At 69.0% G+C, this 15,112-nt stretch carries 10 protein-coding genes and 2 pseudogenes; 5 read left to right on the top strand and 7 right to left on the bottom strand.

Translation table 11 applies throughout. From position 1 onward, the window contains the following. Positions 1 to 764: 764 nt before the first annotated feature. Complete coding sequence (locus tag GFH48_RS39995; protein ID WP_322747019.1) at positions 765 to 2,483, bottom strand: cytochrome P450 family protein; 1,719 nt, start codon at positions 2,481 to 2,483, stop codon at positions 765 to 767. A gap of 1,180 nt (positions 2,484 to 3,663) precedes the next feature. Here GFH48_RS39995 and GFH48_RS38335 point away from each other — a divergent pair. Together GFH48_RS38335 and GFH48_RS40255 are read left to right on the top strand one after the other, a co-directional pair. Next, complete coding sequence (locus GFH48_RS38335; protein ID WP_153292623.1) at positions 3,664 to 4,767, top strand: ScbA/BarX family gamma-butyrolactone biosynthesis protein; 1,104 nt, start codon at positions 3,664 to 3,666, stop codon at positions 4,765 to 4,767. Positions 4,768 to 5,548: 781 nt separating this feature from the next. Continuing rightward, positions 5,549 to 5,734, top strand: a pseudogene (locus tag GFH48_RS40255) (Lsr2 family DNA-binding protein); the annotation flags it as partial. Here GFH48_RS40255 and GFH48_RS38325 read toward each other — a convergent pair. The 4 genes and pseudogenes from GFH48_RS38325 to GFH48_RS38310 form a co-directional block, all read right to left on the bottom strand. Next, on the bottom strand, positions 5,723 to 6,238 hold the full coding sequence (locus GFH48_RS38325) for an MFS transporter (RefSeq protein WP_407698736.1): 516 nt from the start codon (positions 6,236 to 6,238) through the stop codon (positions 5,723 to 5,725). The pseudogene GFH48_RS40255 and the gene GFH48_RS38325 sit on opposite strands and share 12 nt — an antisense overlap. 162 nt (positions 6,239 to 6,400) lie before the next feature. Beyond that, positions 6,401 to 8,074, bottom strand: coding sequence for a WD40 repeat domain-containing protein (locus GFH48_RS38320; protein ID WP_153292621.1), 1,674 nt, complete (start codon positions 8,072 to 8,074; stop codon positions 6,401 to 6,403). A 1,650-nt stretch (positions 8,075 to 9,724) separates the two neighbouring features. After that, positions 9,725 to 9,872, bottom strand: a pseudogene (locus GFH48_RS38315) (IS982 family transposase); the annotation flags it as partial. Positions 9,873 to 9,903: 31 nt separating this feature from the next. Next, complete coding sequence (locus GFH48_RS38310) at positions 9,904 to 10,719, bottom strand: helix-turn-helix transcriptional regulator (protein ID WP_153292620.1); 816 nt, start codon at positions 10,717 to 10,719, stop codon at positions 9,904 to 9,906. Between GFH48_RS38310 and GFH48_RS38305 the strand changes: the two genes are divergently transcribed. From GFH48_RS38305 to GFH48_RS38295, 3 genes are all read left to right on the top strand, one after another. Continuing rightward, positions 10,718 to 12,061, top strand: coding sequence for an MFS transporter (locus GFH48_RS38305; protein WP_153292619.1), 1,344 nt, complete (start codon positions 10,718 to 10,720; stop codon positions 12,059 to 12,061). The two genes, GFH48_RS38310 and GFH48_RS38305, sit on opposite strands and share 2 nt — an antisense overlap. A gap of 419 nt (positions 12,062 to 12,480) precedes the next feature. Further along, a complete protein-coding gene (locus tag GFH48_RS39990; protein ID WP_407698690.1) occupies positions 12,481 to 13,428 on the top strand; it encodes an SAM-dependent methyltransferase in 948 nt (315 codons plus the stop codon). After that, positions 13,404 to 13,766, top strand: coding sequence for a transposase (locus GFH48_RS38295; protein ID WP_407698689.1), 363 nt, complete (start codon positions 13,404 to 13,406; stop codon positions 13,764 to 13,766). The genes GFH48_RS39990 and GFH48_RS38295 overlap by 25 nt, the downstream gene beginning before the upstream one ends. Before the next feature lie 54 nt (positions 13,767 to 13,820). Here the strand turns inward: GFH48_RS38295 and GFH48_RS38800 are convergent, their stop codons facing one another. Together GFH48_RS38800 and GFH48_RS38285 are read right to left on the bottom strand one after the other, a co-directional pair. Next, complete coding sequence (locus GFH48_RS38800) at positions 13,821 to 14,345, bottom strand: hypothetical protein (RefSeq protein ID WP_194280804.1); 525 nt, start codon at positions 14,343 to 14,345, stop codon at positions 13,821 to 13,823. Positions 14,346 to 14,504: 159 nt separating this feature from the next. Then, entirely contained in the window at positions 14,505 to 15,095 is a 591-nt protein-coding gene (locus GFH48_RS38285) for a hypothetical protein (RefSeq protein ID WP_228121228.1), read from the bottom strand. Positions 15,096 to 15,112: the final 17 nt, after the last annotated feature.

Here is a 15,112-nt window from a genome sequence, read left to right as displayed (position 1 = left end):
ACCGGACGAGACCAGGCAAGACACCGCGAATTAAGGAGGCGGGAGCGCAGGCGCAAACAGGAGGCGGGAGCGGAGGCGGGACTCGACACGGCCGGCGGTCCCGACCGAAGCCCTGCCCGGCATCACCCACCCGCACACCGGCCCACTGCCCGGCACCAGCCGGCCCCGCACATCACACCATGCGCCCGCAACCCGGCCCACCCGCAACCCGGCGACAACCCGCCCCACCCCATGCCCGCACCGGCCAACACCCCCGGGCCCACCGCCTCAAGTCATCCCCAGCACGACAGACCAGACCCCGGCCAGAACCACCCCACGCCCACCGCCCGCACCCTTCACACCCGGCCGCCGACACCACCGACCCCCACAACGACCGGGCCCCTCCCCGCTCCACACGACGACCAACCCCCGGCCCCCGCCCGCACCACCCCCACCACAAACCAGCAACCGAAGACCGAAGACCACCGACCGAACACGCCACCGACACCGAACCCGAACAGGCAGACAGGCAGACAGGCAGACAGGCAGACCACGAAACACCCCGCCGAACCGACGCCGTACAGGACACCACCGGCCAGAACCCGAACCCCGCTCCAGCCCGGCAAACCCCCACGCCCGCCCCACCCACCACTGCCCGACAGCCTCACCCACCCCGGACAGACCCACCCACCCGCCACCGAAGCCACCACGGCGGATGGACCCACCCACAATCCGCCGGCCCCGCCGGCCCCGCCGGCCCCGCCGGACTCGGCGGACTCGGCGGCTCACACGGCCGCAGCCGCCGGCCCCGGCACCACAGGCAGCACACGCGGCCCGTTCGAGATGAACGACTCCGTACGCGGCAACTCCCCCGGCCTGAACGCCGCCCGCATCCGCGGGAACCGCCCGAACAACGCCCGCAACGCGATCTCCGCCTCCAACCGCGCCAACGGCGCCCCCAGGCAGTAATGCACCCCATGACCGAACGACAGATGCTCACGCCGCGTCCCACGCGTCACATCGAACACCCCCGCATCCGGCCCATGCACCCCCGGATCCCGACCCGCCGCCGCGAACGACATCACCAACGCATCCCCCCGCTCGATCACCGTCTCCCCCACCCGCACATCCTCCACCGCATACCGCAAAATCGCGTTCGCCCCCGGCGCCTCCACCCGCACCGCCTCCTCCACCACATCCCCCCACGACACCCGACCCGACCGCACCAACTCCAACTGACCCGGATCCCCCAGCAACAACGCCACCGCATTGCCCAGCAGATTCACCGTCGGCTCACACCCCGCACTCAACAACATGATCAAGTTGTCGACCAACTCCTTCTCACTCAACCCCCCACCCCCCACCCCACCCGAACCACCCACACCCTCCAAGCCGCCCACCCCACCCGAGCCGCCCGAACCACCCGCACCCTCCGCACCGCCCGCACCGTCCGCACCGTCCGCGGCCGCGCCCCCACCACCCGCCGCGATCAACGCACTGGTCAGATCCTCACCCGGACAACGCCGCTTGAACGCGACCAGCTCCCCCATCGTCGAATACAGCGCCCGGTAATTACGCTGCGCCTCCCCCGACGACACCGCCGTATCGAAAAACCCGTCGATGATCTCCCGCAACGGCCCCCGGAACTCCTCCGGAATCCCGAACAACTCCAACATCACCCGCCCCGGCAACGGCAACGCGAACAACTCCCGCACATCCACCACCCCACCCGCAGCCCGCCCCGCCGCCTCCTCCACCCCATCCAGCAGACCCCCCGCGATCTCCTCCACCCGCGGCCCCAACAACGCCACCCGCCGCGCCGTGAACGCCGACGCCATCAACCCCCGCAACCGCCGATGCTCCGCCCCGTACGACGTCACCAAATTCTCCACCGACACCCACACCGCCAACGGCCAACTCCCCGACACCTCCCCCCGCCGCCACGCCGGCCAATGCCGATACGCATCCTTCGACACCCGCCCATCCGTCAACAACCCCCGCATCACCCCCGCATCCGTCACCACCCACGCCCCCACCCCACCCGGCAACACCACCCGCGACACCGCACCCCGCCCCCGCAACACAGCCGCCTCCCCCTGCACATCCCGCCCCAACACATCCAACACAAACGGACACCCACCACCACCCACCCCAGACCCCCCGCCCCCGCCCGGCCCGGCCGCCCCGCTCACGACCGCCCCACCCCCGACGACCACCGCCTCACCCCCGACCAGCCCGGCCACGGCCTCCTCACCACCGGCCCCCGCGACCAGCCCGCCCACCACCGCCCCGGCCCCGACGGCCGACCCGGCCCCCACCGCCTCGCCCCCGGCCACCCCGGCCACGGCCTCCTCACCACCGGCCACCCCGGCCACCACCGCCTGGCCCCCCACCGGGCCGACCTGCCCGACCGGCCCGGCCGCCCCGCTCACAGCCGCCTCACTCCCCACCGACCCCTCCAGCTCACCGCGACCCTGCTCACGCCCATCCAGCCGACGCACCATCAGACCCTCCCCGCAGACAGCGAAAACACCGGAAAAACCACAACGACACGAACCAACACAGCAATACGACCAAGCACCAACAACCCAAAACCAGCACAAAACGCCAACCCACGGCACGGCACACCCCACACCACCCACAACCAGCCCCCACCCCCCACACCACCCGGCACACCCCGACGACCCGGAACCACCCAAGCCCCCCGCAACCCCCGGAACCACCCCGCGCCACCCGGGGCCACACCGCCCGGAACCGCACCACGAGGAAACCGGACCGGCACCAACCCGAGCGAGCGATCCAGGCGTGGACACAGCCCGCCGCGAAGACCGCTTGGAATACCAGCCGCACCGGCGAGGCCTCCGCCACCCCGGACGAACCAACACCCCCACACCCCCACCAGGAACGAAGCCGCCACCACACCCACCCCACAACCCCCGCACCCGCACCACCCGGCCTCAGACCGCCCCGGCCCGGACGGAACAGGGCGCGGCAGGTCGAAGCGCGGCAAAGCAGGGCAAGACGGGGCGGGACAGGGCGAGACGGGGCAGGGCGAGACGGGGCGGGGCGGGGCAGGCCGAGGCGGGGGAGAGCTCGCGCACCCGCTCCACACCCCCGCACAGCCACCCCCAACCCGCACCCCCCGCACCCCCGAACCCCCGGCCCCCCGCACAGCCACCCCCCAACCGGCATCCCCCGACCCCCGGCCCCCCGCGCCACCAGCACCGCACCCGCCGGCACTCGCCGGCACCCGCCCACCCGCACCACCGCCCGCAGCACCCTCCCGACGCCGCCGGCACCCCCGCCGCCCACCTCACCGCACAGCCCGGCACCCACCCAAAACAGCACCCGAACCAAACCGCTCAGCCGGTTTCACCATAGCCCCGCACCCCACCACCCGCGAGAACCCCACCCCCGGCACACCGCCGACCCCGAGCCTCGCACAGCACCCCGCACCCACGGAAGACACCACCAGAACGGAATACAACCCCCCGTTTACCCGGAAAGATCCCCACCCCGCACGCCCCGCACCCCCGACCCCCACACCCCGGCCGCCCGGCACCCCACACCCGACCACCGCCCGCGAAATTCCCCGCCCACCCTTGAAAAGAAAACCGGTAGGTTCGTATCTTATGACCCTGCACGGTCGATCCCAGCCCACCCAACGGCGCAACGGAGACACCCATGACCCTGCTCACCGTCCACCAGGACAACCACCCCACCCCCCAACCCACACCCACCCCACCCCCCAACCCCAACCCCGCCCCCACCACCCCCATGCCCCGCCTCACCACCACCGTCCCCCGCGAATACGTCCACCGCTCAAGCCTCGCCGAGGTCTTCCTCACCGGCAGCGAAAAAACCGGCGACAACCACTACACCCTCACCGCCCAATGGCCCCGAACCCACACCTTCTACACCACCCCCGACAACACCCACCACGACCCCCTCCAAGCCGCGGAAACCATCCGCCAAACCGGCCTCTACCTCGCCCACGCCGAACTCGGCGTCCCCCTCGACCACCACTTCCTCATGTGGAACATCCACCTCACCACCCACCCCCAACACCTCACCATCGGCCCCACCCCCACCGACCTCACCCTCACCGCCACCTGCACCACCCTCCGCTACAAAGGCAAACGCCTCGCCGACTTCACCATGCACATCACCATCACCCGAGACGGCCACACCACCGCCACCGGCGGCGGCCAATTCACCTGCCTCACCCCCACCACCTACCAACGCCTCCGCCAACCCCACACCACCCAACCCACCCCCACCCCCCAAACCCAACCCACCACACCCACCAACCCCACCAACCCCACCGACCCCACCCCCTACGGACGCCACCTCCCCCTCGACCTCGTCCTCACCCCCACCCCACAACCCCACACCTGGCAACTCACCCCCAACCCCCACCACCCCATCCTCTTCGACCACACCACCGACCACATCCCCGGCATGGTCCTCCTCGAAGCCGCCCGCCAAGCCACCCACACCCACACCCACCCCACCCCCACCCACCTCACCACCCTCCACGCCACCTTCCACCGCTACACCGAACACCACACCCCCACCTACATCACCACCACCCACACCCCCACCACAGCCGACACCACCACCGGGACCGGGACCGCAGCCGACACCACCACCGACACCAGGACCGCAGCCGACACCGAAACCACAACCGACACCACCACCCCCACCGGCACCCACACCACCCACATCACCGCCACCCAAAACAACACCACCGTCTTCACCGCCCACATCACCACCACACCCCACTAGGGAGCGCTTTCGAAGTTCGTAACATGCCCAGGGGGCGAGCTGTTTGCCGCAGATGGTCTACAGAAGCGCGTTCTGCGTCAGGCACTGCCAGTGGTCCCGCATTCGGTTCTCCGATGGATCACCAGCAGCCGTCGCCTCACCAATAGAACAAACTTCGCAGTCCGGGAAACCGGGCAACCCTCCCTGCACACCAGCGATACGGGACGGCCTGTTCCACATATGTGTGCATCCTGCCCGAGTGGAGATCGCACATGACCTGAACTCCCATGCGCGAGTCAGGACACATGCGAGAGGCATGGGTCCGGATAGCCACGTGGCTTGAACGCAACGACCCTGAAACTCTCGCGCCGCTCGGCGGCCCGGGGAGCCATGCAGCCATAAGGGAAGCCGGACTGCGCATGGGGCTGGACCTGCCAAGGGAGATGCGGCAGTGGCTGCTGACGAACGACATCGATGCTGGCATGCAACCCGACGACCAATCGTGTCTGGTCGCGTTCGGCTGCGAGATGGCCATCCCCGGCGGCCACCTTCTCCTTGGCCCGATACGGACATTCAGCGGGTCTACCTCAGCCAGATGACTTTGGAGGAGACCCAGCCGTCCGCAGAGCTCGACTGTCCGTTCTGGCATCGCGAGCGGGTACCCATTACCGCGGAGCGCGACGGCCTCTACGGGACGTTTTTCGACACGCTTAACGAAACCATCGGAACCTGGGCGGAAGCCCGCCTCCCCGAAGAGGGCGTATACGCCTCGTTGTTCGCCTTCTTCCAAGAGGCAGCGGACCGGTTGGAAGGGATCTCCTCGGGAGACTGGAGAGGCCCCGGCAGACCCGCTAGACCCCGTAGGTTCGATCCGCGTCCCGATGACGAGCGGATACGCCTCTGGGCACGCACCAACGGCTATCTCGTAAATGATCGTGGGCGTATCCCTGCGTCCATCCGCGAGGCTTACGAGGTATCACAGAGGTGAGCACCATCTCCGGCTGTGCCGGTCAACGACCATTGGCTGGTCATAGCCATTCGTTGATCGTGGCACCGGGGACGTCAGGAGCGCCGTCGACGTGGTGCCCCTGACCGTGGCGAGGAGCAGGAGACCGGCGGCGTTCAGCAGCAGGCCGGTGACGAGGATGATCCGGAGCCTGGAGGCTTTTGCGGCCCAACGCCCGGCAAGCGACTGGCTGATGACGAGGCCGATGACCAGGGGAGGCATGTGCACGCCGGACAAGGTGGCGGAGGCGCCGTGCACGATCTGCAGGTAGGTGGGCAGGTAGACGAGCACGCCGAACATGGCAGCGTGGGCGACGAAGCCGATCAGTGAGGCGAAGACCACGGTGCGGGAGGCGAGCATGGCTGCAGGCAGGACGGGGGCTGCAGCACGTCGCTCGACCGCAGGCAGCAAAGCTCCCAGAGCGACCGTGACCAGAGCCAGGGCCAGGCTGCGGGCGGAGGTCCATCCCCAGTGCTGTCCGATCATCAACACCACAGCTCACACCCCACCCACGCTCGCGTCGGGCCGGCGCACGGTCGTGGACGCGACGAACCTCCAGCAGGAGCACCACGCCAACTGCGAACCCCTCAATCACAGCTGGACCGAGCGGCGGGGCGCGCGTTCGGGTGGGCGGGGCGAGACGCAGTGTCAAGGGACGATGGCTGCCGCGTCCCACACGATGAGTGTGCCGCTGCGGTCGAAGGTCATGAGGTGTTCTCGGTCGGGTGATGTGCGGCAGTCGAGAACGACGTCCGTGTGGGCCTCAAGGGTGTCCAGGAGCTCACCGGTGCGGGTCGACCGGATCTGCACGTGTCTGGCGGCAGGCACGGCCAGCCAGTTTTCGGTGGTGGCGAAGCGCGTACCGTTCTGCTCCAGCGTGAAGCGCTCGCGATTGCCGGGCAGTTCCAGAACCCGGAGGTCGTACGGTCCGCCGACCGCGATCCATGAGCCGTCCCCGGCCAGACCGATCCGGTGGACCGAGTGCGGCTGGTCGGGCAACTTCGCGAGCAGTCGGCCGGAACGCGGGTCCCAGAGCAGGACCTGACTGTCGCGGCCGCGGGTGGCCAGGGTCGATCCGTCGGCAGCGAGCGCCAGATGCGACATCCCCTTTGACGTGGGCTTCGTTCCCCGGCGTTCGTTGGTGAGCGGGTCGACGAAACTGCCCGTGAAGCTGTTGTAGGCGACCCACATGCCGTCCGGACCGTACACGGACTCACCCACGGTACCGACCTTGAAGGGGAGCCTCTCCTCGCCGCTGACCGCGTCCCATGCCTGCGCCTTCTCGCCTACCGCGCTGGTCATGATGAAACTGCCGTCCGGGGAGACGGCGCAGTCGTAGAGCCTGTCGTACGGGCTACGGATCACCCGTCGCAGGTCCTGGGTCTCCACGTCGTACACGTTGACGAGCCCGCCGTCTCCGACCGCCACCAGCCATGTGCCGTCCGGTGACAGAGCGAAGCCGAATGTGGACCGCGGCAGCTGCAACACGCCACGGACCGCCGACAGTTGCCGGCCACCGGGCTGCCCGGCGACGGCGGACTTCTGCTGGCCCGCGTGATGGCCCGCGTCCGCTCGCGGGAGCGGCACGGGGCCAGGGCTCAGGGCTCGCAGCAGCTCGGCCCGCTTCCCCGGATCCAGCTGGGAGCCGTGCTCCTCCGCACCCATGACCTCGTTGATCACTGAAGCGGTTTCCCTGGACTCCGGGGAGTCGACCAGGGCCAGATCGGCCAGCAGGCTCTGTGCGCCCAACCGCTGGATCTTGGCGATCTGCCAGCCTGGAAACGTCACGAGCGCGGCGGCCTGAGCCGGGTCGCAGTACCGCAAGTGCCACACCAGATGCCGCCACCAGTATCCGGCGCCGGCGGGCAGAGACCACCACGGGTCACCGGGTTTCAGCAGGAGGAAGGCGTTGTGCACGAGCTGTTCGTGCCAATCGGCCTCTTCACCCGCCGACCAGCGCGACCTCAAGCGCTCGTGCAGCCCCTCCGGGACGGTCAGCCACCTCCCGCCGTCGTCGTCCTTGGTGATGTGCACGAGGCCCACGCGATTCAGGCTCTCGAGCAGACCCAGGGTGATGTGAACGTGTCGGAAGGGTGAATCCGGTTGATTCCATGCCTCTTCGACCTCGGTCGCGCGCAGTTCGACGCCCGGCGGGATGGCCGCCAGACGACGGACCTCAAGGTCACTCGGATAGCTGAGACCCAGACCTTCCAGGAGCGTGCCGATCCTGTCGTCACCCCAGTCCTTGTGGCCCGTCGCCCGCTGCCAGTGTTCCCTGAGCCGGCGATCGAGCCGACGTCTGCCCCACGGTGTTCTCGCCATCGTCTGCGCCTCCCGCACCTGGACTCCGAGTAAAACAGTCCGAACGCCCGCGCGTAGGCGTTCCCTCCCTCCAGCTCGCGCGTGAACCAGGGGCATCGCGTGATCGGGATGGGTCCGGCCGGCGACACGGACCGGCACCACCAGGTCGGGCGATCCCTCCCGTGTCCCGCACCCCGCGCCACGCCTTCTCGGGCGAGCAACAATGAACGGGCGACAACGTCTCGCGAGGGGAACGCGGATGACTGCGCCGGAGAGAACCGGGATACGGAGCGCCTCCGCGCTCCACGGCGCGGTGATGGCCGCCACGGCCACCCTGGACGTCCACGGTGGTGTCCAGGGCTGGTCCGGCGGGGCGCGGGAGACCTGGGGTACACGCCGCGGGAGGTGCTCGGCAGACCCGCCTCCGACCCCTTAGCGGCGGAAGGCGACATCCTCCATGACATCAGGGGGTGCCGGACCGACCGGCCGTGGAGTGGTCCGTCCGGCTCCGGCACCGCGACGGCCACACCGTGGAAGTCGTCCTGGAGTGACCGCAGGTTCAGGGCTCCACCAGGCGTTTCGCCTTCGACCGCAGAGCCCCCACCCGCGCGAGGACGACCCACCCGCCGGTCGCGTCCGACGCCACCGGTGTCAGCTGCACGCTGGTAGAGCCCTGGCCCGACCGGTCAACGGTTGTGGCAGGCACTGCCTTCCGGAGCGCGGAGGCCGCCGCCGACGCGCAGCCCCGCCCCTTGAGGGCCCCGATGCCCCGAGGCGCGCTCCTTGTCCCGTCCCGACCAGATGGGAGGGACGGGACAAGGAGAGTACTGAGGGGGATGCCAGACCCCACACCACGCGTCCCCGTGGGTCTGACCAGCCGATTCCTTGCCTCCTTACAAAAGCCTGTGCAACAGCGGGTGCAAGCAGCTATGTCAGCGTCTATGTCAGCAACAGGAGCAGCATCAGCGTCCGCACCACCGGGCCGCCCGGTTCGCGACTTTTTCACTGCGCCGGGGGGCTGGATGTGAACAACGCGCGCCTGGCGGGGAGTTGGCAGCCCGGTTCCGCGGCGGCGGGCTCGCCATGGTGTGGGGGCCGTGCGCGGCCGGCTCGGGGAACGGGGTGACTGCACACGGCAAGGGGGGGCCCTGGTGACTGTGCAGTGCGTGGCAGGACACCCATCGGCATCGTGACACCGGCCCACAGGCCGTGCTGCGTTGGGTACGACATCTGTGTGATGGCCAGTTCCCCGGCTGGTGGCCACCAGGAGAGGATTGCTCCAGTCGTTCCGGGACTGCCCGGCGTCAAACCGCCGGCCGAGCCCCGGACCGGGCTGGCCCAAGGGCTCGGCTCCCACGACGGCACGCGATGCGGATCAACTCCGATGGCGACGGCTGCACACGCGGTCGCGACAGCCGAACAGCCCGGTTCCCTGAGGAGTATTTCCGTGTTCCGGGGAACCCGGTGTCCAGTGGGCGTGACGCTCCAGGCCGGCAGGTCGTTGAACCGGCCGGAGATCCCCACAGACCTCAGAGAGACCCCGGGCCGAAGAGGTCTGGGGTCTCGTACTGTCCCGCTCACGGGGGTTCGAAGACAGGAATGCAAGGCACTCGCGCCAGACCTGCGAGCCGGGCGCCGCGCGCGGCCAACTAGATGATCAATTCCAAGGGGTCACTGGCCGGAGGCGGTCAGCGAGCGCAGGACGGGCTGTCGGGTGTAGTCGTTGTGCCGGATCGCGGCGGTTATTGCGAGGATTCGCCGCAGGATGCGGGCGATGACACGCGGGGGTGCCTCCTCGGTGCTGTTCGATGTCGAGTCGGTCTTGGGCTCACGGAGCCTGGCTTGGGAATTCACCCGCCAGGTGCGAGGCGATAAGTTCCCGGTGTCTGGCCCATGGTGCGGCTGAACGTGTCGATGAACGCACTGGTCGTAGCCCATCCGCACTGGCGTCCCGTTTCACTGACGCTTGCTCCTTCCGCCAGCAGCACCATGGCGTGGAACACCCGGACGTTGGTCCTCCACTGTGGATAGGTCATGCCGAACTCGCTCCGGAACAGCCGGGCCAGGGTGCGCTCGCTCACGCCGATGCTCCGCGCGAGCCAGGCGGCAGTCCGCGGCTGCCGCAGATCGCCTGCCACCAGCGCGCACGCCTGCCGCAGCAGGGAGTTGTTGGGGGTGGGCAGCGTCAATGGCTCCACGAGTGCTCGCCGCAGCCGGTCCCGCAGGACGGCGCGCAGGTGGCGTGCCTCCTGCTGCGGGAGGGACGGTTCACTGCACGCGATGATCAGTTCGCGCACCAGGGTGTCCACGGCCACGACGACCGGGGCGCGGGACCTCAGCAGGACGTCGTGGGCGGCGAATCCGAGCGTGTGCACGGAACTGTGCCCGTGTACCCGGTGCTGATGCCAGATGCCCGCCGGAATCCACACGGCGCGCGCGCTGGACGCCACCCAGGATGCCTCGCCCGTCTGCACCGCCAGCACACCGGCGCTGACGTAGAGAAGCTGGTGATAGCCATGCTGGTGCCGGCCGATGACCTCACCCGCGAGATGGGCATGCGAGGTGTCCCTGGGCTCCGCCGTCTTCTCCGTCTGGCTGTTTTCCGATATAGGACGGCAGAATAACGGAAGCGGTGCACCGCGCGGTCCTGCCAGCGTGGTGGCCATGCCCACAACATCCCCCACCCCGCGCGATCTTCCCCCCACGGCCCCGCCGGCGCTGAAGGCCCGGCTGGTCTCCCGGCTGCGCGCGACCGCCCTCGACACCCGCCCGCTGGCGCACCCTGTCTTCCGTCGCCTTCTGATCGGGCAGAGCGCGGCATACATCGGGACCATGGTCACCAGCGTCACCATCCCGGTACAGGTGTACGCGCTGACGCGGTCGTCGCTATCCGTGGGACTGACGGGGTTGGCCGGCCTCGCCCCGCTCGTGGTCTTCGGCCTGTACGGCGGCGCCATCGCCGACCGGTTCGACCGCCGTACGCTCTACCTGACGTCAGCCTGCCTCACCTGGGCGATCACACTCGCCCTGCTGCTCCAGGCGCTCGCCGATCTGCGCTCGGTGCCCCTCATCCTCGCCCTCGTCGCTTTCCAGGCCGGCGCCTTCGCCGTGTCGTCCGCCGCTCGGGGCGCGATCATCCCCCGCATCGTTCCCACTCCGTTGGTACCCGCCGCGAACACGCTGTACTTCACCGCCGGCAATGTCGGGCAGGTCGCCGGGCCCCTTGTGGCGGGCCTCCTGATCTCGCTGCCGAGCGGCTACTGCTGGGCCTACGGCGCCGACGCCGTGCTGTTCTCCGTCCTGCTGTACTCGGCCATGAATCTGCCCCCGATCCTGCCGACCGGCTCGGGGGCCCGCACCGGCGGGCTGCGCTCGGTCTTCGAGGGGCTGCGGTTCATCGCCGCCGCCCCCGTGCTCTGGATGTCCTTCGCGGTCGACATCGCGGCGATGACGATGGCCATGCCGACCGCCCTGTTCCCGGAAGCCGCACAGCTTCGCTTCGGCGGAGGAGTGGGACTGCTGTACTCGGCCATCGCCATCGGGTCGGTCGCAGCGGGGCTGTTCAGCGGATGGATCGGACGAGTGCGCCGCCAAGGCCGGGCGCTGGCGATCGCCGTCACCACCTGGGCGGCGGCCATCGCCCTCGCGGGCACCGTCCACCACCTCCTCGCAGCCGCGGCCCTGCTGGCCACTGCCGGAGCGGCGGACCTCGTCAGCGCGGTCTACCGCGAGACGATTCTGCAGACCTACGCACCAGACGCCATGCGTGGCCGACTGCAAGGCGTCTTCACCGTCGTCGTCGCCGGCGGTCCGCGCCTCGGGGACCTACGTGCCGGCGCCATGGCCTCCGCCACCGGTCTCGGTGTCGCGTGGACAGGCAGTTCGCTGCTCTGCATGATCGTCGTCATCGTCGGCGCACTGCTTGTACGACCCTTCTGGCACTACACCGTCAACCTGGCACAGCCGCCATCCCCACCGACGCGGCCCGAAACCGCACACCAGCCATAGAACTGGCGCATCACGGCCGTCTCTCGGCGAGCCTGCAGCGAGCCTCGCCGGTGAGTGGGATACGGGCGGTGATGCGTTTACCGACCGCCTCCCGCCGCGGCTCAAAACCGTGAGTGACAGTCACCACGATCTCCAGACCATGCTGACCCAGCCGCCCGGGACCCGCCGCCCGCGCCATCGGGAGCACCGAGAGCACCGGGACCACCGGGTCGGTGTCCCACACCGCCACCTCGATGACATCACCCCCGCCTTTAGGTCCCGGGGCTGACGCCGCGTCCCTTCGTCCGTTCAGTTCTTCGGGTCCTTGATCTCTCCCGACAAGGAACCTTTCTCGCCATGAGCGACTCTTCGTTTGACCTCACAAAGTTTCAGACCCGTATTGCCGTGAGCAGTGCGCCCCGGCCTACCCGGCCGACTGGGTGCTCGAGAACCAGATGGGGCCCAACGCCCTGTGGCTCGTCGAGGAGCTGACTGCCGCGATGGACCTCCGTCCCGGCATGCGCGTCCTCGACCTCGGCTGCGGGCGCGCCCTGACGCCCGTATTCCTCGCCCGCGAGTACGGCGTCCACGTCACCGCCGCAGACCTGTGGATCGACCCGTCCCAGGACTGGGAGCGGATCCGCGCGGCCGGCGTCGAGGACTCGGTCGTCCCGTTGCACGTCGACGCGCACGACCTGAAGTTCGCCGAGGGGTACTTCGACGCGGTGGTGTGCGTCGACGCCGACGAGCACTTCGGCGCGGACCACTGGTTCCTGCAGTCCCTGCTGCGGTTCGTCCGGACTGGCCGGCAGATCGGCGTCGTCACGCCGGGTGTGACACGCGAGCTGGACGGACACGCGCCCGAGCACCTCGCGCCTTGGTGGGACTGGGAGTGCAACGGCTTCCACACCCCGCAGTGGTGGTGGCGTCTGTGGGAGTCCTCGGGGAAGGTGGACGTCGAGCGTGCGGACCTCCTTCCGGACGGCGCAGCGCACTGGCTCGCCTGGGAAGAGGCGGTGCTGGAGACCGATCCCACGGAGCGTACGGTCGGGGTCGTCGCACTGCTGCGGGCGGATGCGGGGCAGACGCTGGGCTTCGCACGGGTCGTCGCCCGGAAGCCGGAAGCGACGGGCGACGGCGGTAGGCGGATCTCACTGCGGGCGTCGCCGGTGGTCGAACCCGGTGTGCTGGCCGCGCGGTTGACGCTGCCGCAGTATCCGCGCAGCGCGGCGTACGACCCGGCGTGGGTGATGGTCAACGTGATGGGACCGCATCCCCTTTGGCTCATCGAGTGGCTGACCGGGGCGATGCGGCTGTCACTGTGCTGGGCAACAGCCAGGTTGTCGGCACGGGAGGCCGGGGGGTGCGTCGCCGACGAAGGGCCCTGAATGACGAAGACCGTGCCACCCTGAGGGACGTCCTTGCCCGTTGCCCTGAACTGGACAAGGCGGCCGGACACGTCCGTGACTTCGGCGAGATACTCACCGACCGCCTCGGCTCCACACTCCCCACCTGGATCAACGCAGTCGACGCCAGCCAGCTGCCCGGCCTCACAGGCTTCGCACTCCACCTGCTCCGAGACCTCGACGCCGTGACCGCCGGGCTCACTCTCGACTGGAGCTCCGGCAGCATCGAGGGCGCCGTCAATCGCATCAAGAAGATCAAGCGGCAGCTCTATGGCCGAGCCGGATTCGAACTCCTCCGCAAGATGATCCTGCTTCAGTGACCCACCGCGATCGCGACCCAGATGTTGCGCCAGAACGCCTTCTGACCCCGTGCGTCAGAAGCGCGGCCCGACCGTGGGCTGCGAGACCAAGGCAAAGGCCGCGATCTGCAGTTGCGCTTTCCATGCCGCCTCGTCGAGCCCCAGGGTGTAGTCGATGCAGCACGAGCACGGCGGGAGGAGCACCACGAATGCCTGCTCCTCAGCGGTCTCGACCTCCATATCCGACCACTCGTCCGATGCCAACTCGGCAACATCCACCTCCCCGGCGGTGAATCGCGTGGCCAGCCTGCCCAGCGCGTATCGCCGGGCCATGTGGTGATCGGGCAGGATGATCCCCAATTCTTCGAGAGCCTGCTCGAATGTGTCGCGGATGTCCCGGGGGTCCGCATGACGCGGCAGGCCGGCGAGCTCGCACAGGGCCGGCGTGTCCATTCCCACTGCGAGTGCCGGGGCAGCGGTCATCGGCAGGTCTTCCGGATTCACCTGATCCGCCTGATACAGCCACGCTACCTCCAGCAGGGGTGGATAGGCGCTGCGGACAGGGCTGTCAGGTTCGGATGTGTCGTCTATCGCTGCCATGGTTCATACGATGCCAGCACGGCTCGCGAGAGCGCCTGGAAAATTGGCCGCCCCGGCATACCGCCCGCGGGCCGACCCGACTCATGCCGTTGCCCCGGTGACGCTCCGCGACGGCTCCCCAAGATCTGTGCCAGTCCCGAGTTTTGACGTCACTCAGGATCAGTCGTTGGCGGCGCCGTAGCGCAGGGCTCCGTCTTGCGGAAGGAGGTAGCCGATGCCTCGTGACTCCGGCATCCGGCCGTTCAAGGTGGCGGCGTCGGTGCAGCCGGAGGTCTCCCAGCCGATGTAGCCCGCGTGGAAGTCAGCGGTGCGGAATGCCTCGGTTCCCACGGCAGCCAGCCAGTCGTCAAGAACCTGGGACCTGAAGAACTGTTGGCCGCTCTCGTGGTAGACGATGCCGGTGCGGTCGAGGGCGCCGAGAGGAATATAGAAGTCCAACCAGTCGATGGTGTCGGCTCCGTCTTCCAGAATTGCCACGCAACCACAGACCACGAGCTGGCCCGTCGGCAAGCGAACCTGCCCTTGCAAGTGCCCGAACCTCATCAGAGACTCCACCGTGCACTCAACGGACTCTTGATCCTGAGGCTCACGGGACCGGTCACCGAAGCACCCCTGAACGTCCGCTGCGGACCACACCGCGGTCAGGACGCGCTGCAGCCGGGCATCGCTCCGCGGCCCCACCTCGATCGCCAGCTCGTAGAAGCCGCCAGCCCAGTTATCGGCCACGCGGAACTCGTATGGAGTACTCATGGCGCGATCATGACGGA

Origin of the sequence: Streptomyces fagopyri (assembly GCF_009498275.1) — a bacterium.
GTDB classification, from domain to species: domain Bacteria; phylum Actinomycetota; class Actinomycetes; order Streptomycetales; family Streptomycetaceae; genus Streptomyces; species Streptomyces fagopyri.
The sequence above is the reverse complement of the archived record's forward strand: the minus strand, read 5'-3'. Positions and strand labels throughout refer to the sequence as shown.